Below are 21,198 nucleotides of genomic sequence, written 5' to 3' on the forward strand. Positions count from 1 at the left end.
TTTCAAAAACAGGAAAAACCCGCGAAATCAATAAAGCTGATCCGTTGCTCGATAGAAATTTTCTATCAACCACATCCAGCCGCCATTCTCTACCCTAGCGATGTGCGCGGAAATCGTCCGCCAGCGCCATCGCCTCGTCCAGCAGCGCCTGCACCAGCGGCGTGTGCGGCTCACGCGGCGCCGCCACCAGGCCGACCGTGTGGCTGGCATCGGGCTCGACGATCGGAATGGCCCGGATCGGCTCGGAGAAGCCGAATGTTTCCGCCAAGTTGAGCGGCATGATTGACGACCATTTGCCGGTGCGGATATGCGAGAACAGCACGATCATCGAGTTGGATTCGAGCGTCGGCCGCACCTGCACCCCGGCCTCGGCCAGATGCTGGTCGATGATGCGGCGGTTCTGCATATCCGGCGTCAAGAGGCAGAGCGGCAGGCTGCTGAGCTCCGCCCATGTCACTTTGTCGCGGTCGAAATAGGGGTTCCCGACCGCCGTGATCAGCTGATAGCGCTCGTCGTAGAGCGGCACGCTGGTCACCCGCCCAAGCGGCTCGTTGTCGAGATAGGTGATGCCGGCGTCGATGTCGAAATTGCCGAGTAGCGACAGCACCTCGATCGATGTGCGCGACAGCACGGAAAAGGTGACGCCGGGGTGCTTGGCCCGAAACGGTGTCGTCAGCCGTGCCACCATGGCAAGGGCCGTGGGGATGGCGGCGATGCGGATGCGTCCGGAAAGGCCGTAGCGCGCCGCCCGCATCTCTTCGCGCATGGTTCTTGAATCGCCGACGATGCGGCGCGCCCACACCAGCACCTGCTTGCCTTCCGGCGTCAGGCCCTGGAAGCGCGAGCCGCGCAGCACCAGCATTACGCCAAGCTGGCCTTCCAACTGCTTGATGCCGGCCGACAAGGTCGGCTGGGTGACGCCGCACACTTCAGCCGCCCGGCCGAAATGCTCCTCCTTGGCCAGCGCGATGAAGAATTCCAGCTTGTCGATCATCGACGCAAGCTATCGGGCGCAGGACGGCTGCGCCAGATGGTGCCGGCGTCACAACGACACAATCCCGCCGTCAGGCAGGGGATGGCTGTTGCTGCGTGGCCATCGCTATTTGTCCACGAGGTTCAGGATATTGCCGTCAGGATCCTTGAACCAGGCAACCTTCATGCCGTGGCCGACATGGATGTCGCCTTCGAGCGACAGGCCTGGCATCTCGTAGTGTTCGAAGGCGACACCCTTCGACTTCAGCGACTTGACGATCGGCTCGATCTGGTCGCCGACAGTCCAGGTGACCGCCGTCGCCTTGTTGGTGCCGGCGAATTGCGAATGATAGACGTTGATGAGGGTGCCGCCGCTCTTGTACACGACCAGTTCGCCTTCCATGTCGTCGACCTGTTTGAGGCCAAGCGTTCCCTCATAAAAGGCCTTCGCTTTTGCCAAATCCTTCACCGCGAGATTGGCCGTCGCGTTGCTGTTTTCGAGCATGACCGTCTCCTTTCCTGATTGTCGTTCTCATGCCGATCATCGAAATAGCGCTGCATGGCCTGTTGACGACGGTCACATGCCGATTTGTCCGGCCGCCCGGCGGAGAACGCGGTGGATGGATGCGGCGATGTGCCTCTATCTTTTTCAGGGCAGGCCGATGCAGCTTGGTTCTGTCGGGAAACTGCATTATCTGAACCGGCAAACGCCAAGGGAAAGATCATGGCCGTAACCAAGGAAATCGTCGTCGAGCGCCTGAAGACGGTCAACGGGCCGGATTTCACCGGCAACATCGTCGACCTCGGCATGGTGTCCGAGATATTCATCGCCGATTCGAAAGTGTTCTTCTCGATCACGGTTCCGGCCGCCCGTGCGCAGGAAATGGAGCCGTTGCGCGCCGCTGCCGAGCGGGTTGTGAAAGCCATTCCGGGGGTCGCCGGCGCGGTCGTAGCGCTGACCGCCGAGAAGAAGGGCGGCGGCATGGAAGCGCCGGTCCCGCAGCGCCAGGCGCCAAGGCCAACGCCACCGGCAGCGCCTCAACGTCCTGTGCCGCATGCCCCCGCCTCGCACAGCCAGGGCAAGCGCGGCGTGCCCGGCATCGAGGCGATCATCGCGGTTGCCTCGGGCAAGGGCGGCGTCGGCAAGTCGACCACCGCCGTCAACCTGGCGCTTGGCCTCGCCGCCAACGGCCTGCGGGTCGGCGTGCTCGATGCCGACATTTATGGCCCGTCGATGCCGAGGCTCCTCAACATCCACGGCCGGCCGCAGACGATTGACGGCAAGACCCTGAAACCGATGGAGAATTACGGCCTCAAGGTGATGTCGATGGGCTTCCTCGTCGACGAGGAGACGCCGATGATCTGGCGCGGCCCGATGGTGATGTCGGCGCTGACGCAGATGCTGCGCGAGGTCGAATGGGGGCGGCTAGACGTGCTCGTCGTCGATATGCCGCCCGGCACCGGCGACGCCCAATTGACCATGGCGCAGCAGGTGCCGCTGGCCGGCGCCGTCATCGTTTCCACGCCTCAGGACCTGGCGCTGATCGATGCCCGCAAAGGACTGAACATGTTCAGGAAAGTCGACGTGCCGCTGCTCGGCATCGTCGAGAACATGAGCTACTTCATCGCCCCGGATACCGGCAAACGCTACGACATCTTCGGCCATGGCGGCGCGCGCCGCGAGGCCGAGCGGCTCGGCGTCACCTTCCTCGGCGAGGTGCCGCTGGAAATGGGCATCCGCGAAAGCTCGGATGCCGGTGCGCCGGTGGTTGTCTCGAAGGCCGATGGCGCCGAGGCGAAAATCTACCGCGATATCGCCGCCAAGGTCTGGGACCGGGTCAACGAGGAACGGGGTGCTGCGGAAGCGGCGGTGCCAAGCATCGTGTTTGAGTAGTTTTCTGCTTGGTTGGCGCCGCCCCTCATCCGCCTGCCGGCACCTTCTCCCCGTATAGTGACGGGGAGAAGAGACCTGGCCTCAACCTCGGCGCCTAACCTGCCATGCCGGTGATTGGCGGAACCGTCGGCGCGGGCTTCTTCCCCCCGTCACTATACGGGCAGAAATGCCCGGCAGGGCAATGATGGGCGGCGCCGGCCCTAAATAGCTAGGGCCTTCAAGCGAGCCGCAACTAAGGCGCGCCCACTTTCTCCCCAAAGTTGGAAAAGAATTGCCCAGCCAGTTTCTTCGATGTCGACGCGATCAGCCGGCTGCCGAGCTGGGCGATCTTGCCGCCGACATCGGCCTTGGCCGCGTATTTCAGGACGGTGGCGTCCGGCCCATCCTCGGTCAGCGTCACGTCGGCGCCGCCCTTGGCGAAGCCGGCAACGCCGCCCTTGCCTTCGCCCTGAATGGTGTAGGCATGTGGCGGCTTCAGGTTTTTCAGCGTCACTTCGCCGTTGAAGGTCGCCTTGATCGGCCCGATCTTCAACACGACCGTCGCCGTCAACTCGGTGTCCGATTTCTTCTCCAGGCTCTGGCAGCCGGGAATGCTCTCCTTCAGCACCGCCGGATCGTTCAGAGCCTCCCAAACTTTCTGGACGGGTGCGGCAATGCGCTCCTCGCCTTCGATCACCAAAGCCATCAAGACCTCCCGGATTGCTGATGCCAATTGGTCCTATCGCGCGGCCGGATACATGTCTATCGCACCAAAGTCCGGATTCAGATCACGCGTGCCCCTTGCCTGCATCCGCGCGTTGTCATATCGATTTGTCATACAAATACGGAGACCATGATGGCTGGCGCCCCTACACACAAGAAAAAATTTCGCTCGCAGGAGTGGTTCGACAATCCCGATAACCCGGGAATGACGGCGCTCTATCTGGAGCGTTACCTGAATTACGGGCTGACGCGCGCCGAACTAATGTCGGGCAAGCCGCTGATCGGCATCGCCCAGACCGGCTCGGATCTTTCACCTTGCAACCGCCACCATATCGAGCTTGCCAAGCGCGTGCGCGAAGGTATCGTCTCGATGGGCGGCATTCCCTTCGAATTCCCCTGCCATCCGATCCAGGAGACCGGCAAGCGCCCGACCGCGGCGCTTGACCGCAACCTCGCCTATCTCAGCCTCGTCGAGGTGCTCTACGGCTATCCGCTCGACGGCGTCGTGCTGACCATTGGCTGTGACAAGACGACTCCAGCGCTCCTTATGGCGGCGGCCACCGTCAACATCCCGGCCATCGCGCTGTCGGTTGGCCCGATGCTCAATGGCTGGCACAAGGGCAAGCGCACCGGTTCCGGCACCATCGTCTGGGAGTCGCGCCAGCGCCTGTCGGCCGGCGAGATCGATTATGACGAGTTCATGGACATCGTCGCCTCCTCGGCGCCCTCCACCGGCTACTGCAACACCATGGGCACGGCGACCACGATGAACTCGCTGGCCGAGGCGCTCGGCATGCAACTGCCGGGCTCGGCCGCCATCCCCGCGCCCTACCGCGAGCGCGGCCAGATCGCCTACGAAGCGGGCAAGCGCATCGTCGACATGGTGCACGAGGACCTGAAGCCGTCCGACATCATGACGCGCAAGGCCTTCGAGAACGCCATTGTCGTCAATTCGGCGATCGGCGGTTCGACCAACGCGCCGATCCATCTCAATGCGATTGCCCGCCATCTCGGCGTGCCCCTCGACAATGACGATTGGCAGAAAATCGGCCTCAGCGTGCCGCTCATCGTCAACCTGCAACCCTCGGGCGAATATCTCGGCGAGGACTATCATCATGCCGGCGGCGTGCCGGCGGTGGTGGCCGAACTCATGAAGGCCGGGCTTCTGCCGCATCCCGACGCCATGACCGCCAACGGCAAGACCATCGGCGACAATTGCCAGGACGCCGTCAACGAGAATCCCGACGTCATCCGCAGCGTCGACAAGCCGCTCAAGGCCAATGCCGGCTTCATCAACTTCAAGGGCAATCTGTTCGATTCGGCGATCATGAAGATGAGCGGCATCTCGCCGGAATTCCGCGAGCGCTATCTGTCCAACCCTAACGATCCTGACGCCTTCGAAGGCAACGCCATCGTCTTCGACGGGCCGGAGGACTACCACGCCCGCATCGACGATCCAGCGCAAGGCATCGATGAGCACACGATCCTCTTCATGCGTGGCGCCGGGCCGATCGGCTATCCCGGCGGCGCCGAGGTCGTCAACATGCAGCCGCCAGCCTACCTGATCAAGAAGGGCATCCATTCGCTGGCCTGCATCGGCGACGGCCGCCAGTCGGGCACGTCGGGCTCGCCGTCGATCCTCAACGCCTCTCCGGAAGCCGCGGTCGGCGGTGGGTTGGCGCTGCTGAAGACAGGCGACCGCGTCCGCATCGATCTCAGGAAGGGCACCGCCGACATTCTCGTCACCGATGACGAGATCGCGCGGCGCCGCGCCGAACTGGAGAACAATGGCGGTTATCACTATCCGAAGCACCAGACGCCATGGCAGGAGATCCAGCGCGGCATGGTCGACCAGTTCTCGGGTGGCATGGTGCTGAAGCCGGCCGTGAAATACCAGGACGTCGCGCATACAATGGGCATTCCCCGCGACAATCACTGATTGTTGCATGCACGACGCAAGCGGCTTGATCGCGATCAGGCCGCTTGTCATCCTTGACAAGCGCGCCCGACAAATCCACCATCGGGGCAAGGGGTGTATCGCGACGACCCCGTGAGGCGTCAGCCCAACGTTCGCGTCCAGGCTTCTCTATCAGGAGGTGGACGCCATGCCATCAACAACCGCCATCACCGTTTCGCAGCTGTCCCGTCTGGTCGGTCTGCCGGGCGCGCCCGCAATCGTCGACGTTCGCACCGATGAAGATTTCGACGCCGATCCGCGCCTGCTGCCGGCTTCGAGCCGGCGCGATTTCAGAACCGTTTCGACCTGGACATCCGACTTCGCCGGCAAGCCGGTGGTGGTGGTCTGCCAGAAAGGCCGGAAACTGTCGCAAGGTGTGGCCGCATGGCTGCGGCATGACGGGATTTCCGCCGAAACCCTCGAAGGCGGCTTCGAAGCCTGGCGCGATGCCAAGGGGCTTCTGGTGCATTCAGGCAAGATACCGTCCCGCGACCCCAGCGGCCGAACCATCTGGGTGACGCGGGCACGCCCGAAGATCGACCGTATCGCCTGCCCCTGGCTGATCCGGCGTTTCGTCGATCCTAACGCGGTCTTCCTGTTTGTCGAAGCCGCCGAAGTGCCCGATGTGGCCGACCGTTTTCAGGCCGTGCCGTTCGACATCGACAATGTGTTCTGGAGCCATCGCGGCGAGTGCTGCACTTTCGACACGATGATCGAGGAATTCGGGCTGGAATCCGAGGCGCTCGATCGCCTTGCCTTGATCGTGCGCGCCGCCGACATCGCGAGACTCGACCTGGTACCCCAGGCTGCCGGCTTTCTGGCCGCCTCGCTTGGCCTGTCGCGCATGTTTCGCGACGACCTGGAACAGCTGGAAGCAGGCATGCTGCTCTACGACGCGTTCTTTCGTTGGTGTCGCGACGCCACCGAGGAAACGCACAACTGGCCCGGTGCGGGCGCGGACAAACAAACGGGGGCGAGCCGATGAACAAGGCCGAGAGCATCAAGGCGACGCCGGCGAGACTTTCCGGCACGCCGGCTCATGGCATTCCATTCAGCGAAGCCGTCCGCGTTTGGGCGCGGGTCGCGGCACTGAGTTTTGGCGGCCCGGCGGGGCAGATCGCAGTGATGCACCGTATCCTCGTCGAGGAGAAACGCTGGATCGGCGAGACGCGGTTCCTGCATGCGCTGAACTACTGCATGCTGCTGCCAGGCCCCGAGGCTCAGCAACTCGCGATCTACATCGGCTGGCTGCTGCACAAGACCAAGGGCGGGCTCGTCGCTGGTATCCTGTTCGTGCTGCCTGGCGTCGTTGCCATCATGGCGCTGAGCTGGATCTACGCAATCTTCGGCAATATCGGCGTGGTCCAGGCTCTGTTCTTTGGATTGAAAGCCGCTGTGCTGGCCATCGTACTTGAAGCTGTGGTCCGGGTCGGCAAGCGGGCGCTCAGGAACAACGTCATGGTGGCGCTCGCCGCCGCCGCCTTTATCGCGATCTTCTTCTTCCGCATGCCGTTTCCGCTGATCATATTGACGGCCGCGGTGATTGGCTTCATCGGCGGGCGGTCGGAACTGGCGCCGTTCATGGCCGGCAACGGGCATGGCAAGGTCGGCGGCCAGCAGGTTGCCGATGCCGACACGGCGCTGGGCGAAGACACACCAGTTCATGCTAGGCCGACCCTTGGCTGGTCGCTCAAAATCGCCGCCGTGTTTCTGGTGCTGTGGTTCACGCCTGTCCTCGGCCTGTTGGCGGCGTTCGGGCCCGGGAACGTCTTTACCGACATCGCCATCTTCTTCTCCAAGATGGCAGTGGTGACCTTCGGTGGCGCCTATGCGGTGCTCGCCTATGTCGCGCAGCAGGCCGTCACGACCTATGGCTGGCTCAAGCCTGGCGAGATGCTCGATGGCCTCGGCATGGCCGAGACCACGCCTGGCCCTTTGATCATGGTTACGCAGTTCGTCGGTTTCATGGGTGCGTTTCGCGCGCCCGGCACGCTTCATCCGCTCGTTGCCGGAACCCTGGGTGGCCTTTTGACGACGTGGGTCACCTTTACGCCGTGCTTTCTCTGGATCTTTCTCGGCGCCCCCTACATCGAGAGATTGCGAAGCAACAAGGCGTTGTCCGCCGCGCTCGCGACGATCACCGCCGCCGTCGTTGGCGTGATCCTGAACCTGGCGGTGTGGTTTGGGCTCCACGTGCTGTTTCGCGAGCTGCATGAAAGGCAAGCTTTCGGCATGAACGTCGACGTGCCGGTGCTGAGTTCAATCAACATCCCCTCGCTGGTCCTGACGCTGGGGGCATTGCTGGCCGTCTTCCGCTTCAAGGTTGGCATGCTGCCGGTGTTGGCTGTCTGCTCGGTGCTTGGAGTGCTCTACGGCTTCGCCAGCGGCGCGATATAGGCGGAGCGATCTCAGCCGCGCCGCAGGCTTGGTCCGTGCCGTGCGCTGACTTTGTATTCCTTTGGCCAACCACCTAAATGGTTGGGAGCGGATTGGACAATCATGGCGCAACGACGCTCTTCCCTCGGCTTCCTCGGAATGTTCGGACGCTCGGGAGACCTGAGGCAGCTCGATGCCGCCTTGCGCGGCGCCGACCTCCACCCCGCCCTCGTGCCCGAGGGTGTGAAACTCACCCTCGTCAATCTGATGAAGGATCGCTGGTCCGACGAACCGCCGCCACAGGCCTACCCAGAAGTGGCGCGGCTGTTCAGCTATTGCATTGCCGGGCCGGAAGCGTTCGACCGCTCTCATGGCCCTCAACTGCGGGACGAGGTAGAGCGCCGGATCGAGGCGGCGGTCGAGGCCGGCGACAGTTTCGATGCCCAGATCGTGCTGATGACGCTGCACGCCAAGCTGATCAACGCCGAGGTAATCGAGCGCTATGGGCTGGGTGCGGATTGATTTGGACTATTGGGCGAGCGGAGGCGCTACCCGCCCATATTGGCGCGCGGCAGCTTGATCATGTCGCCGAAGCGGGCGCGTAGTCTGTCGTCGAGCATCTTCGGCACATGGCGCGGGAAACGCTCGGCAAGGACGCGCTTCTTCTCGATGATCGCCCGCTGCAGGATGTCGGGCCGGCCCTTCTCGTTCCATTCCTTCGGCGAAAACCGGTCGCCGACGGCCGGATAGAAATATTCGGTCTGCATCAGCCGCAGCGTCTGTTCGTTGCCGAGATAGTGGCCTGGACCCCTGAGGCAGACATCAGCGATGGTGTCGATCGACAGCGCCTCGTCGGTCACCTCGATGCCGCGCACGCAGCGCAGGCAATGGCCGAGCATGTCATTGTCGATGATCAGGCTTTCCAGGCAGAAGCCGAGCAGCGAGGCGTGCATGCCGGCCGATTCATAGACGAGGTTGAGCCCGGCAAGGCCGGCCATCACATCGGTGATGCCCTTTTCATAGCCGGACTGGATATCGGGCAGTTTCGAATCCGTCATGCCGGCCGCCGAACCGCCCGGCAGGTCATAGAACTGCGCCATCTGCGCGCAAGCAGCGGTCAAGACCGCCTGTTCGGCAGAGCCGCCCGACATGGCGCCTGTCCTCAGATCCGATACGAACGGCCAGGTGCCGAAGATCGCCGGATGCCCCGGCTTGATGGCGTTGACATAGACAAGGCCTGCCAGCACTTCGGCCACCGCCTGCACCACGGCGCCCGCGATCGCCGCCGGCGCGGTGGCGCCTGCCTGTCCGGCCGACAGCAGCAGGATCGGGATGCCGCCCTCGACACAGGCTTCGAGCACGCCGCAGGCGTCCTCGGCGAACTTCATCGGCGGCACGACGAAGCAGTTGGAGTTCGACACGAACGGCCTGGCGCGGAAATTCTCCTCGCCGCCGGCGATGGCATAAAGCATTTCCAGTGCCGGCTGGACGTTCTCGCGCACGGTGAACGAGGTGCCGACATGCTTGGATGTGCCCATCACGCAGGCATAGAGCGTGTTGAAATCCATCTCGAGCGGATCGGGAATGTCGCGCGGCACCATCGGCCGCTGGAAGAAATGGATGTTGTCGAGCCCCTCGACGATGCGGGCTGCGTCATAGATGTCCTGCAGCAGCGACTCGCGATATTCGCGCTTCTCGACATCGACCAGATGGACGGCGGCACCCGCCGTGCCGTAGTGCACGCGCTTGCCCTGGATCACCATGTCGTGTTTTGGGTCCTGGCCGTGCAAGGTGAAATTCCGTGCCGCCTTCTTGATCGTATCGAGCACCAGCGCGCGGGGGAAACGGATGCGGCCATCGTCGCCATAGGTGGCGCCTGCCGTGGTCAGCGCCTCGATGCAGGAGGGAATGGCATTGGCGAAGCCGACCGTCTCCAGCAGCGTCAGCACAGCCTCGTGGATGCGCTCGCGGTCATTGCCGCGCAGGGGGCCGTAGCTGCCGCCCTCGAGGCCGGCGCGCACCGGCCTGATGTCGTCGGCCAAGGGCGCCGCCCGCATGGCGCGGCGCGCTTCGCGTCCGCCGGAACGGCGCGACCGTTGATCCGCCGCGTCCTGCTTTTCAAGAACCACTGACATGGAGCACTCCACCTTTCCTGGAAGCAGGGCAGCGGTTGGTCCACCATCGGCTGCTTCTTCCCCTTTGTGCCACGACTATGCCGCCGGTATTGGCACAGCCTATGAGCCAGCCAATCCGGTTGAGTATGCCAGGGCTAAAGGGAGCCGAAGCCGCCGCTAGCGGTTCCCGTAGGAGGGGATCAGGCGGCGGCGGGCCTGCGTCCGGCGGCCGTGGCGAGTTCACGGATGCCGGGCTCGATGTGCTGCAGTGCGATTGAGGAGATGCCCAACCGCATGAAGCGCGAAGGCTTTTCGGTGCGGTCGAAGAAGCGGTCGCCCGGCTCGATGATGACGCTGCGCGAGGCGGCGGCCTCGGCCAGGCCGCGGGAATCGGTACCCCGCGGCCCCTCCAGCCAAAGCGACGTGCCGCCGGCCGAGTCGGTCGAACGCCATTCCGGCAGGAAAGCGGAAATCGCATGGACCAGACGCTTGCGCCGTTCGTCGAAGGCGGAGGACAGCCGCCGCACCAGCGCTTCGTGATGGCCGAGCGACAGGAACAGTGCCACGGCGCGCTGGTTGTTGGCCGGCGGATGGCGCAGCATGAAGCGGCGCAACGCCCTGAGTTCCGCGATCAGTCCAGCCGAGGCCACGATGTAGCCAAGCCGCAGGCCCGGAGCCAGTGTCTTCGACATCGAGCCGACATAGACGACGCGGCCGGAACGATCGAGGCTCTTCAGCGCCTGCTGCGGCGCCTCATCGAGAAGCTGGCTGTCATAGCCGTCCTCGATGATGATCTGGTTGTGCCGGTTGGCGCGCGCCAGAAGGTCCTGCCGGCGCTCCGCCGACAACGGCACCATGGTCGGGCAGTGATGGCTGGGCGTGACGAACACGAACCCGGAATCATTGGGAATAGAAGAGGTTACGATACCGGACTGGTCGACCGGCACCGGCTGGATATCGGCCCCGGCAAGCCTGAAGATCGAGCGCGCGTCGGGGTAGCCAGGATCTTCCATCGCCACTTTCGATCCCTTGGTCATCAAAAGCGACGCCAGCATGTAGAGCGCGTTCTGGGCGCCGAGCGTGACGATGATCTCGTCGGGATTGGCGAAGATGCCGCGCCTGGGCAGCAGCCGCGCCTGGATCTGCTCGATCAGCAGCGGATCGTCGCGATCGACCATGTCGGACGCCCAGTTGCGGATCTCGAGCACGGCCAGCGCCATGCGGTTGCATTCGCGCCATTCGGCGGTCGGGAACAGCGCCGGGTCGAACTGGCCGTAGACGAAGGGGTAGGACGACTTGATCCAGTTCTCGTGCTTGGCCGGCGGCGGCATGTCGCTGGCCGCGATTTGCCGGCGTGCCTTCCAGTCGATCTCGTTGGCCTGGTCGGGCACCTTCTGGTGCGGCTTGGCGGGGGTCGCCAGCACGTCGGGATTGACGAAATGGCCGCGCCGCTCGCGCGCCACCAGGAAACCCTGGTCGACGAGCTGCTGGAAGGCCAGCACCACGGTTCCGCGCGCCACGCCGAGTTTCTCGGCCAGGATCCGGCAGGAAGGAAGCGGCATCGAAGCGGCGATCTGACGGTCGAGAATGGCGGCCACGATGGCTTGGCGGATCTGCGCCTGCAGGGTCTGGCCGGATTCAGCCGAAATCCGGAACAAGCCGGACCATATCGCCGTGTCGTTTCTCTGTGGCATGGGAGATGTTCCTCGATGGCCAGCTTTTTTCACTTGGCTGGACCAGTCGAATGTAACGGTGGCACAAGGGGTTGCGCCAATCAATTTTTCTGATCTTTGGGATTTATGCCAGTGATCCTTCGGCCGAAGGAGGTGCTGTCACGTGGCTGGTGACACATTATGTCCTCACCGCGTGACAGAAAGTGTCGTCGCCGCGTATTGACCGGATTGAATTCGGCTCAATAGTTTTGCCGCGACGACACGCGCCGGAAACATCCGGTCTGATATGGTGCGTCGAAAAACGCCAGGAGCCTCCGCCAGTGGATCAGTCAGCCTTCCAGAAACAGCTCGCCGCCTTGCGCGATCATCGCGCCGCGGCGCCTTCCTCGATGCGCCAGGCCTTCGCCTCCGATCCCCAGCGATTCGCGACATTTTCCGCCACCGACGGCGACCTGCTGCTCGACTGGTCGAAATGCGCCGTCGACGCCACCACCATGGATCTGCTGGAAAAACTCGCCGGCGCCGCCGATCTCGAAGGCCGCCGCGCAGCCATGTTCGCCGGCAAGAAGATCAACATCACCGAGGACCGCGCCGTGCTGCATACGGCGCTACGCAACCTCAGCGGCAAGGGCGTTACGGTGGATGGCCAGGACGTCAAGGCGGATGTTATTTCCGTGCTCGATGCGATGGGAGCCTTCGCCGATGCCGTCCGCTCCGGCAAGGCGACCGGCGCCACCGGCAAGAAGATCACCGACATCGTCAACATCGGCATCGGCGGCTCCGACCTCGGCCCGGCCATGGCGACGCTGGCGCTCGCCCCCTATCATGACGGTCCGCGCGCGCATTATGTCTCCAACATCGACGGCGCCCACATTCATGACACGCTGAAGGGTCTGTCAGCCGAAACCACGCTGTTCATCATCGCCTCCAAGACCTTCACCACCGTCGAGACGATGACCAATGCGCAGACGGCGCGCGACTGGGTGCAGAAGGCACTTGGCAAGGAAGCGGTCGGCAAGCATTTCGCCGCCGTTTCGACGGCGCTCGACCTGGTGGCCAAGTTCGGTATCGAATCGGATCGCGTCTTCGGCTTCTGGGATTGGGTCGGCGGCCGCTATTCGGTCTGGGGCGCCATCGGCCTGCCGGTCATGATCGCCATCGGTCCGACAAATTTTCGCGCCTTCCTCGACGGCGCGCACGAGATGGACGAGCACTTCCGCACCGCGCCGCTGGCCAGCAACCTGCCGGCGCTTCTGGGGCTGGTCGGCTGGTGGCATCGCGTGATCTGCGGCTATCCGGCCCGCGCGGTCATCCCCTACGACCAGCGCCTGTCCAGGCTGCCAGCCTATCTGCAGCAACTCGATATGGAATCGAACGGCAAGGGCGTCACCCTTGACGGCACTCCAGTGCCGACGCCGACCGGGCCGCTGGTCTGGGGCGAGCCCGGCACCAATGGCCAGCACGCTTTCTTCCAACTCCTGCATCAGGGCACCGACTTCATCCCGGTCGAGTTCCTCGCCGCGGCCGTCGGTCACGAGCCTGACCTCAAGCATCAGCATGACCTGCTGCTCGCCAATTGCTTGGCGCAGTCGGAGGCTCTGATGAAGGGCCGCACCCTGGAGGAGGCGCGCGCGCAGATGCTGGCCAAGGGCATGAAACCGGCCGATGTCGACAGAATAGCGCCGCATCGCGTCTTCTCCGGCAACCGGCCTTCGGTGACCATTCTCTATCGCAAGCTCGACCCGCGCACTTTCGGTCGGCTGATCGCGCTCTACGAGCACCGGGTCTTCGTCGAGGGCACGCTCTTCAACATCAACTCCTTCGACCAGTGGGGCGTCGAACTCGGCAAGGAACTGGCCACCGGCCTGCTGCCTGTCGTGGAAGGCAAGGAAAGCGCCGCGAATCGGGACGCCTCGACCAGGGGCCTTGTGGAACGCATCCACCAATTGCGTGGTTCGGAGTGACTGACTTGGCAGACATCAAGGGGATATTGTTCGACAAGGACGGGACACTTGTCGACTTCAATGCGACATGGCTCGGCGTCGCCGATTTCATGGCCATGGATGCATCCGACGGCGATCGCTGGAAGGCCGACAGGCTGCTCGCGGCGGCCGGCTTCGATTTCACCAACCGGCGCTTCAAGCCCGACTCGATCTTTGCCTCCGGCACCAATCTCGACGTCGTCGAACTCTGGTTTCCGCGCCTGTCCAACGAGGACCAGATGCTGGCCGTTGCCCGTTTCAACGAGATCACATCGGTACAGGGTTCGGCGATGGCCGTGGCGCTGCCGGGCATCGTCGAGACGCTCGGCGTTCTGCACGGGAGATCCTACAGGCTTGGGGTCGCCACCAATGATTCGACCAGCGGCGCGGAAAAGACTCTGGTCACGCTCGGTGTCGCCCAGCTTTTCGACGCCGCCTATGGCTATGACGCTGTGGCCAGTCCCAAGCCCGCGCCCGACACCATCCAGGCTTTTTGCGACCTCACCGGCCTGAAGCCGGCGGAAATCGCCATGGTCGGCGACAACAGGCACGATCTCGAAATGGCACGCGCCGGTGCCTGTGGTCTGGCGGTCGGCGTGCTCTCCGGCACCGGCACACGCGAGTCGCTCGCCGAGATTGCCGACATCATCCTGGATTCGGTTGCCGATCTGCCGGACTTCCTTTCGGCGCGGGTCAGGGAGACCGTTTGATCGCTCCGGGCAGGGCGGGCGCGGTCCCGGCCTCGAAACGAAAGACGCCGCTCGGCTTCAGCGCGGCCTCTTTCGCCTCGCCGAAATCCGGCACCTGGTACTCGGCAAGCAGGCGCAGCCGTGATCGTGGCAGATAGGTCCGGCCCGGGTCGCCGACCAGGACCTCGATGCCGGCGGCGAGGCAGCGGTCGAGGAAAGGCATCACCCTCAAGGCGACATCCTGCCCGTAGAACACGTCGCCGGCGAGCACCAGGTCCACGGCGGGTGGCGGCCCCGCGGTGATATCGTGTCCAATCACGGCGATAGCGGCGCCATTGGCGGCAGCGTTGAGAGCCAGCGCGGCAACGCCATTGCGGTCGATTTCGGCTGCGATCACCTCGCGCGCGCCAGCCTTCGCCGCGGCGATTCCCACGATGCCGGAGCCGGCCCCAAGGTCGAGCACGCGGCGGCCTGCCACGGTCGTCGGATGGTCGAGGATGTGGCGCGCCAGCACGACGCCGCCGGCCCAGGCATAAGCCCAGTAGGGCGGCTGGGGTTCCGATAGTTCGTCGTCCGCATCGTCACCAGGGTCGACGAGGCGCCTCAAACCGCTGCCCGGGTGGGCGGTGTAGAACTGGATTTCGGGAAGCGCGGGCACCGGCACAAGGCGCATGTTGGCCTTGATGAACGCCGCCGGGTCGAGGCGCGGGCGCCGGTCCGGCAAATCCTTGTCCGGCGCCTCGTCGCCGATGGTACCGTCACCCACTGAAATCAGCCGCGCAGCGCCCGTCGCAGGATCTTGCCGACCGGCGTCTTCGGCAATTCGGTCCTGAACTCGATATATTTGGGCCGCTTGTAGCCGGTCAGGTTCTCGCGGCAATAAGCGGTGATGGCTTCGACGGTCAGGGCAGGATCCTTCTTGACGATGAACAGCTTCGGCACTTCGCCGGAATGCTCGTCCGGCACGCCGATCGCCGCCACCTCGAGCACGCCTGGATGCAGCGCAACGACCTCCTCGAGTTCCGTCGGATAGACGTTGAAGCCGGAGACGAGGATCATATCCTTCTTGCGGTCGACGATCTTGGTGTAGCCGCGCTCATCCATGAAGCCCATGTCGCCCGACTTGAAGAAACCGTCCTTGGTCATCACTCTGGCGGTCTCGTCCGGCCGGTTCCAGTAGCCGGCCATCACTTGCGGTCCCCGTATGCAGATTTCGCCGACCTCGACCAGCGGCACGTTGTTGCCGTCATCGTCGCGGATGGCGATCTCGGTCGAGGGCAGCGGCAGGCCGATGGTGCCGGTGAAGTCGCCGGAACTGAACTTGTTGGCCGTGGCCACGGGGGAGGTCTCCGAGAGACCATAGCCTTCGCTGACCGGACAGCCGGTCAGCGCCTTCCAGCGTTCGGCGACGCCCTTCTGGACCGCCATGCCGCCGCCCAGCGTCAGGATCAGCGGCTTGAAGTCGAGCTTGCGGAAATCCTCATTGTTGAGCAGCGCGTTGAACAGCGTGTTAAGGCCGGGAAAGATATGCACCGGATATTTCCGGAGTTCCTTGACGAAACCCGGTATGTCGCGCGGGTTGGGAATGAGGATGTTCTGGGCGCCTTGCTGCATGCCCATCAGCGCGTTCACCGTCAGCGCGAAGATATGGTAGAGCGGCAGGGCGCAGACGAAGTTGAGATGCGCGGGCTTCGGCTTGATCGTGTAGGCGTCCTCCACCCACAGCGAATTCTGCGCGACATTGGCCAGCACATTGCTGTGCAGCAGGATCGCGCCTTTCGAGATTCCCGTGGTGCCGCCGGTATATTGCAGGAAGGCGATATCATTGGCGGCCACCGTGGCCGGTTTGAAATTCATGCCGCTGCCAGCCTTGAGGGCGGCGTTGAACTTGACATGGCCAGGCAGCGACCAGGCCGGCACCATTTTCTTGACGCGGCGTACGACCAGATTGACGATCGTGCCTTTCAGCCCGCCGAGCATGTCGCCCATGGCGGCGACGACGACGTGCTTGACCGCCGTCCGCGCGACCACGGCCTGCAAGGTGCCGGCGAAGTTTTCGAGGATGACCATGGCCTGCGCCCCGGAATCCTTGAGCTGATGTTCCAGTTCACGCGGCGTGTAGAGCGGATTGATGTTCACCACCGTGTAACCGGCGCGGGCCACGGCCATCATCGCCACCGGATACTGCAGCACGTTCGGCATCATCAGCGCGACGCGCGCGCCCTTCTGCAGTCCCGTCGACTGCAGATAGGCGCCGAAAGCCGCCGAAAGCCGCTCGAGTTCCGCATAGGTGATGGACTTGCCCATGCAGGTGAAAGCCGGCTGGCCGGCAAACTGCTTGCAGGCGGCGACAAGGAAGTCGCCGATGGAGCTGTAGGGAAGGGGGCCGATCTCGGCCGGCATGTTCTTCGGATAGCTTTTCAGCCACGGTTTGTCCGGCAGGCCGGCGGCGAGCTCGGTGAGTGCCTTTGGCAGCCGCTGGCCGGCTGCCGGCGCCGGGATCGATGCCTCTGCCGGCGGTGCAGCCTTCGACGCTCCGGACCTGTTCGCCGCGGTCTTTGCGAGAGAAGCCTTTGCCGAAGAGGTCTTCGCCGGAGCGGGTTTCACCGCCGGTTTGGTGGCGCGCTTGGCCGTCGCCGCCGTTTTCGCCGCCGGTGCCTTCCTGGCAGGCTTTGCTACCGTCTCGGCGGGCGCGGCTTTGGCGGCGGCTTTACCTTGCCCCTCGGCGCCGGTTGGTTTCGCGGCTGCCTTGGCCGACGCTTTCACCGGCGCCTTCGATGCTTTTGCCACCCGTTCCTCCTCGACAGTTCTTGTTCGCCCGTCTCTTGCCAGCTGCGCCGCGCTCGCCTCCGAATTGACAGAGACATCCTCCGCTGCCGCCAGCATATCCATCTATGTATTGCCTCTATCGGCGGCGGTGCAAGTCTTGCCCTTGCGGCAGGGCGCCCGAAAGATTTGCCGCCGAAAATCTTTCCCGCGGGCGACACTCGGACCCGCTATCTTTCCACATCCGGGTCGGGCGAAGGCTCACACGGCGCCGATATCACGGGAGACCGCCGATCAATAAAAAAATGCGGTCGTTAATAATATCGTGAATGGAAAGAACTGCTAATTTTTTCTGCCGTTTAGCGAAATCGCGGATTTTTTTCCTGCTTCCCGCCGGGTAAGCAAGCGGGGTGTTCCAAAGCCGGAAAAACGGTGCTTATATGCGCGCTTCGCGAGCCTGATAGAGGGGCTTGGAAGAACATCTAGGGAGTGCTCAATGAAGAAGAAATTGACTTTTGCAGCCGCGTTGCTGGCTGCAAGCGTCCTGGGGGGCGTGGCCAACGCGAAAACCTTGGTCTATTGCGCTGAAGCTTCGCCGGAAGGTTTTGACCCGGCGCCGTACACCGCTGGACAGACGTTCGATGCGTCCTCGCGTACCGTTTTCAACCGTCTCGTCGAATTCGATCATGGCAAGACCACGATCTCGCCCGGCCTGGCCGAGAGCTGGACGATCTCCGACGACGGCAAGGAATACACCTTCAAGCTGCGCAAGGGCGTCAAGTTCGCCCCCACCGACTATTTCACGCCGACGCGCGACCTGAACGCCGACGATGTGGTGTTCTCCTTCCAGCGTCAGGTCGACAAGAACGGTCCCTGGTTCCAGTACATTCCGGGCATCGCCTACCAGTACTACAATGACCAGTTCGGCGATAACATCTCCAAGGTGGAGAAGGTCGACGACCTGACGGTGAAGTTCAGCCTGAAGGAGCCGGCGATCACCTTCATCCCAACGCTGGGCATGGATTTCGCCTCCATCGTCTCGAAGGAATATGCCGACAAGCTGCAGGCGGACAAGACGCCTGAATTGTTCAACCAGAAGCCCGTCGGCACCGGTCCGTTCATCTTCGTCGACTATCAGACCGATGCGGCCATCCGCTACAAGGCCAATCCGGATTACTGGGGCGGCAAGCAGAAGATCGACGATCTGGTCTTCGCCATCACCACCGATCCGGCGGTGCGCGCGCAGAAGCTCAAGGCCGGCGAATGCAACATCATGTCCTACCCGGCACCGGCCGATATCAAAGGTCTGCAGGCTGATCCGAACCTGACCGTCGCGGAGCAGGAAGGCCTCAACGTTGGCGCGTTGATGTACAACACCCAGCAGAAGCCGTTCGATGATGTGCGCGTCCGCAAGGCGCTCAACATGGCCATCAACAAGAAGGCCATTATCGACGCCGTGTTCCAGGGCGCCGGCCAGGTGGCGATCAACCCGATCCCCCCGACCATGTGGTCCTACAACAAGGAAGTGAAGGACGATCCGTACGATCCGGATGCGGCCAAGAAGCTGCTCGCGGAAGCCGGCGTCAAGGACCTCAAGATGAACGTCTGGGCGATGCCCGTGTCGCGCCCATACATGCCGAACGCGCGCCGCACCGCCGAGCTGATCCAGGCCGACTTCGCCAAGGTCGGCGTCACCGTCAACATCGTCAGCTATGACTGGGGCGAATACCTCAAGCGCGCTTCCGCCGTCGATCACGACGGCGCCGTCATCGTTGGCTGGACCGGCGACAATGGCGATCCGGACAACTTCCTCGGCGTGCTCCTGAGCTGCGCTTCCGTCGGTTCGAACAACCGCGCGGAATGGTGCAACAAGGACTTCGACGCGCTCATCAACAAGGCCAAGACGGTTTCCGACCAGGCCGAGCGCACCAAGCTCTACGAAAAGGCACAAGTCATCTTCAAGGAGCAGGCACCTTGGGCAACGCTCGCCCACTCGAAGGTGTTCATGCCGATGCAGAAGACCGTCACCGGCTTTGCGATGGATCCGCTCGGCATCCATCGCTTTGACGGCGTCGATATCGCCGAATAAGGTTCGCGAAACGGGGCGGCGCCACAGGGTGCCGCCCCACCTCGCCCGCCATGCTGCGTTATATCCTCGGCAAGCTCGCCCTCATCATCCCGACCTTCATCGGGATAACCATCCTCGCCTTCGGCTTCGTGCGCATCCTGCCCGGTGATCCGGTGCTGGTGCTTGCGGGCGAACGTGGCCTGTCGCCCGAACGTCACACGGCGCTGATGCACCAGTTCGGTTTCGACCAGCCGATCTGGCAACAATATCTGACCTATCTGACCAACATCCTCGGCGGTGATTTCGGCACTTCGTTCTCCACCAAGACGCCGGTGCTCAAGGATTTCCTGGTGCGGTTTCCGGCAACGGTCGAACTCGCCATCTTCGCGATGATCTTTGCCGTCGTCTTCGGTGTCGCCTTCGGCATCTTCGCCGCGATCCGCCGTGGCTCCTGGTTCGACCAGCTGACCATGGGCACGGCCCTTGCGGGCTACTCCATGCCGATCTTCTGGTGGGGGTTGCTGCTGATCATCGTCTTCTCCGGCATGCTGCACTGGACGCCGGTCTCCGGCCGCATCGACCTTCTCTACTTCTTCAAGCCGGTGACCGGCTTCATGACCATCGATTCTCTGATTTCCGGACAGAAGGGCGCCTTCCGCTCGGCGCTGTCGCACCTCGTCCTGCCGACCATCGTGCTCGGCACCATACCGCTCGCCGTCATCGCCCGGCAGACGCGCTCGGCGATGCTCGAAGTGCTGGGTGAAGACTATGTGCGCACGGCGCGCGCCAAGGGCCTGGCGCCACGCCGCGTCATCGGCCTGCATGCCTTCCGCAACGCGCTGATCCCGGTCGTCACCACCATCGGCCTCCAAGTCGGCACGCTGCTCACCGGTGCCATCCTGACCGAGAGCATCTTCTCCTGGCCCGGCATCGGCAAATGGATGATCGACGCCATTTCCAAGCGCGACTATTTCACCGTGCAGGGCGGGTTGCTTTTGATCGCGCTGATCGTCATGTCGGTGAATCTCATCGTCGACGTGCTCTACGCCGTCATCAACCCGCGCATACGGGCGAATTGACATGACCAATGAAGGCCCAGCCACCATCGAAGCCGCGACCGTCGTCAAACCGCAGGACGCGCGACTGCAGATGTTCGCCGAGTTCTGGCATTACTTCTCCATCAACAAGGGCGCGGTGATAGGTCTCGTCGTCTTCGCGCTGCTGATCCTGATCGCCATCTTCGCGCCGCTGCTCGCCCCGCATTCGCCGGACGACCAGTTCCGCGATTTCTTCCTGACGCCGCCGGCCTGGCAGGCGGGCGGCAACGCCCAGTTCCTGCTTGGCACCGATGCCGTTGGCCGCGACATCCTCTCGCGCCTGGTCTACGGTTCGCGCTTCTCGCTTGCCATCGGCTTCGTCGTCGTCACCACCGCGCTGATCTCCGGCGTCATCCTCGGTCTGCTTGCCGGCTATTGCCGGGGCTGGGTCGACACGCTGATCATGCGCGTCATGGACATCATCCTGGCCTTCCCGTCACTGCTTCTGGCACTGGTGCTGGTCGCGGTGCTTGGCCCCGGCCTCGTCAATGCCATGATCGCCATCGCCTTCGTGCTGCAGCCGCATTTCGCGCGCCTGACCCGCGCCGCCGTGATGGCGGAGAAGAACCGTGAATATGTGATCTCGGCCAAGGTCGCCGGCGCCAGCCATCTCAGGCTGATGCTGGTCACCATCCTGCCCAACTGCATTGCGCCGCTGATCGTGCAGGCGACTTTGTCCTTCTCCAATGCCATCCTCGAGGCGGCCGCGCTTGGCTTCCTCGGCATGGGCGCGCAGCCGCCGACTCCGGAATGGGGCACCATGCTTGCCGAAGCGCGCGAGTTCATCCTGCGCGCCTGGTGGGTGGTGACCTTCCCGGGCCTCGCCATCCTCATCACCGTCTTCGCCATCAACCTGATCGGCGACGGCCTGCGCGACGCGCTCGACCCCAAGCTGAAGAGGTCGTGAG

Annotated in this window: 17 protein-coding genes; 10 read left to right on the top strand and 7 right to left on the bottom strand. The window is 63.5% G+C overall.

The genetic code is table 11. The features are described 5' to 3' along the window. Positions 1–94: 94 nt before the first annotated feature. Positions 95–994, bottom strand: a complete 900-nt coding sequence (locus FJ934_RS23005) for a LysR family transcriptional regulator (protein ID WP_140612734.1) — start codon at positions 992–994, stop codon at positions 95–97. A 105-nt stretch (positions 995–1,099) separates the two neighbouring features. Beyond that, positions 1,100–1,477, bottom strand: coding sequence for a VOC family protein (locus FJ934_RS23010; protein ID WP_140612735.1), 378 nt, complete (start codon positions 1,475–1,477; stop codon positions 1,100–1,102). A gap of 216 nt (positions 1,478–1,693) precedes the next feature. Between FJ934_RS23010 and FJ934_RS23015 the strand changes: the two genes are divergently transcribed. Next, on the top strand, positions 1,694–2,866 hold the full coding sequence (locus tag FJ934_RS23015; RefSeq protein ID WP_246671602.1) for an Mrp/NBP35 family ATP-binding protein: 1,173 nt from the start codon (positions 1,694–1,696) through the stop codon (positions 2,864–2,866). A 232-nt stretch (positions 2,867–3,098) separates the two neighbouring features. On the opposite strand, the gene FJ934_RS23020 is transcribed toward FJ934_RS23015, so the two are convergent. Then, a complete protein-coding gene (locus FJ934_RS23020; protein ID WP_140612737.1) occupies positions 3,099–3,551 on the bottom strand; it encodes a carbon monoxide dehydrogenase subunit G in 453 nt (150 codons plus the stop codon). 150 nt (positions 3,552–3,701) lie between these two features. Here FJ934_RS23020 and FJ934_RS23025 point away from each other — a divergent pair, with 150 nt between their 5' ends. From FJ934_RS23025 to FJ934_RS23040, 4 genes are all read left to right on the top strand, one after another. Continuing rightward, complete coding sequence (locus tag FJ934_RS23025) at positions 3,702–5,507, top strand: IlvD/Edd family dehydratase (protein WP_140612738.1); 1,806 nt, start codon at positions 3,702–3,704, stop codon at positions 5,505–5,507. Between the two features lie 166 nt (positions 5,508–5,673). Further along, positions 5,674–6,510, top strand: a complete 837-nt coding sequence (locus FJ934_RS23030) for a chromate resistance protein ChrB domain-containing protein (protein WP_140612739.1) — start codon at positions 5,674–5,676, stop codon at positions 6,508–6,510. Further along, a complete protein-coding gene (gene chrA / locus FJ934_RS23035; protein WP_140612740.1) occupies positions 6,507–7,922 on the top strand; it encodes a chromate efflux transporter in 1,416 nt (471 codons plus the stop codon). The genes FJ934_RS23030 and chrA overlap by 4 nt, the downstream gene beginning before the upstream one ends. A gap of 102 nt (positions 7,923–8,024) precedes the next feature. Next, positions 8,025–8,423, top strand: a complete 399-nt coding sequence (locus FJ934_RS23040) for a hypothetical protein (RefSeq protein ID WP_140612741.1) — start codon at positions 8,025–8,027, stop codon at positions 8,421–8,423. Between the two features lie 26 nt (positions 8,424–8,449). Here FJ934_RS23040 and FJ934_RS23045 read toward each other — a convergent pair whose 3' ends face one another. Together FJ934_RS23045 and FJ934_RS23050 are read right to left on the bottom strand one after the other, a co-directional pair. After that, entirely contained in the window at positions 8,450–10,036 is a 1,587-nt protein-coding gene (locus FJ934_RS23045) for a trimethylamine methyltransferase family protein (protein ID WP_140612742.1), read from the bottom strand. A 179-nt stretch (positions 10,037–10,215) separates the two neighbouring features. Continuing rightward, complete coding sequence (locus FJ934_RS23050) at positions 10,216–11,709, bottom strand: PLP-dependent aminotransferase family protein (RefSeq protein ID WP_140612743.1); 1,494 nt, start codon at positions 11,707–11,709, stop codon at positions 10,216–10,218. A gap of 299 nt (positions 11,710–12,008) precedes the next feature. Here FJ934_RS23050 and pgi point away from each other — a divergent pair, with 299 nt between their 5' ends. Both pgi and FJ934_RS23060 read left to right on the top strand, forming a co-directional pair. Next, positions 12,009–13,652: a glucose-6-phosphate isomerase gene (gene pgi / locus FJ934_RS23055; RefSeq protein ID WP_140612744.1), complete on the top strand. Its 1,644-nt coding sequence runs from the start codon at positions 12,009–12,011 to the stop codon at positions 13,650–13,652. Between the two features lie 5 nt (positions 13,653–13,657). Continuing rightward, positions 13,658–14,380, top strand: coding sequence for an HAD family hydrolase (locus tag FJ934_RS23060; protein ID WP_140612745.1), 723 nt, complete (start codon positions 13,658–13,660; stop codon positions 14,378–14,380). Here the strand turns inward: FJ934_RS23060 and FJ934_RS23065 are convergent. Both FJ934_RS23065 and FJ934_RS23070 read right to left on the bottom strand, forming a co-directional pair. Then, a complete protein-coding gene (locus FJ934_RS23065; RefSeq protein ID WP_140612759.1) occupies positions 14,364–15,032 on the bottom strand; it encodes a 50S ribosomal protein L11 methyltransferase in 669 nt (222 codons plus the stop codon). The genes FJ934_RS23060 and FJ934_RS23065 overlap by 17 nt on opposite strands. Before the next feature lie 98 nt (positions 15,033–15,130). After that, complete coding sequence (locus FJ934_RS23070; protein WP_140612746.1) at positions 15,131–17,149, bottom strand: long-chain fatty acid--CoA ligase; 2,019 nt, start codon at positions 17,147–17,149, stop codon at positions 15,131–15,133. 472 nt (positions 17,150–17,621) lie between these two features. On the opposite strand from FJ934_RS23070, the gene FJ934_RS23075 reads away from it, so the two are divergent. From FJ934_RS23075 to FJ934_RS23085, 3 genes are all read left to right on the top strand, one after another. Next, positions 17,622–19,214, top strand: coding sequence for an ABC transporter substrate-binding protein (locus FJ934_RS23075; RefSeq protein ID WP_140612747.1), 1,593 nt, complete (start codon positions 17,622–17,624; stop codon positions 19,212–19,214). A gap of 50 nt (positions 19,215–19,264) precedes the next feature. Further along, entirely contained in the window at positions 19,265–20,272 is a 1,008-nt protein-coding gene (locus tag FJ934_RS23080; protein WP_140612748.1) for an ABC transporter permease subunit, read from the top strand. Between the two features lie 70 nt (positions 20,273–20,342). Continuing rightward, positions 20,343–21,197 carry an ABC transporter permease subunit gene (locus tag FJ934_RS23085; protein ID WP_210240615.1) on the top strand — a complete coding sequence of 285 codons (855 nt, stop codon included), beginning with the start codon at positions 20,343–20,345 and terminating at the stop codon, positions 21,195–21,197. The last annotated feature ends 1 nt before the right edge of the window (position 21,198 follow it).

The organism is Mesorhizobium sp. B2-4-12 (assembly GCF_006441575.1).
GTDB lineage: Bacteria > Pseudomonadota > Alphaproteobacteria > Rhizobiales > Rhizobiaceae > Mesorhizobium.

Coding starts and splice junctions, on each gene's coding strand:
- FJ934_RS23065 (WP_140612759.1), bottom strand. CDS start 15,032: ATGCGCCTTGTGCCGGTGCCCGCGCTTCCCGAAATCCAGTTCTACACC.
- FJ934_RS23085 (WP_210240615.1), top strand. CDS start 20,343: ATGTTCGCCGAGTTCTGGCATTACTTCTCCATCAACAAGGGCGCGGTG.
- FJ934_RS23005 (WP_140612734.1), bottom strand. CDS start 994: ATGATCGACAAGCTGGAATTCTTCATCGCGCTGGCCAAGGAGGAGCAT.
- FJ934_RS23030 (WP_140612739.1), top strand. CDS start 5,674: ATGCCATCAACAACCGCCATCACCGTTTCGCAGCTGTCCCGTCTGGTC.
- FJ934_RS23080 (WP_140612748.1), top strand. CDS start 19,265: ATGCTGCGTTATATCCTCGGCAAGCTCGCCCTCATCATCCCGACCTTC.
- chrA (WP_140612740.1), top strand. CDS start 6,507: ATGAACAAGGCCGAGAGCATCAAGGCGACGCCGGCGAGACTTTCCGGC.
- FJ934_RS23010 (WP_140612735.1), bottom strand. CDS start 1,477: ATGCTCGAAAACAGCAACGCGACGGCCAATCTCGCGGTGAAGGATTTG.
- FJ934_RS23045 (WP_140612742.1), bottom strand. CDS start 10,036: ATGTCAGTGGTTCTTGAAAAGCAGGACGCGGCGGATCAACGGTCGCGC.
- FJ934_RS23040 (WP_140612741.1), top strand. CDS start 8,025: ATGGCGCAACGACGCTCTTCCCTCGGCTTCCTCGGAATGTTCGGACGC.
- FJ934_RS23020 (WP_140612737.1), bottom strand. CDS start 3,551: ATGGCTTTGGTGATCGAAGGCGAGGAGCGCATTGCCGCACCCGTCCAG.
- FJ934_RS23025 (WP_140612738.1), top strand. CDS start 3,702: ATGGCTGGCGCCCCTACACACAAGAAAAAATTTCGCTCGCAGGAGTGG.
- FJ934_RS23050 (WP_140612743.1), bottom strand. CDS start 11,709: ATGCCACAGAGAAACGACACGGCGATATGGTCCGGCTTGTTCCGGATT.
- FJ934_RS23075 (WP_140612747.1), top strand. CDS start 17,622: ATGAAGAAGAAATTGACTTTTGCAGCCGCGTTGCTGGCTGCAAGCGTC.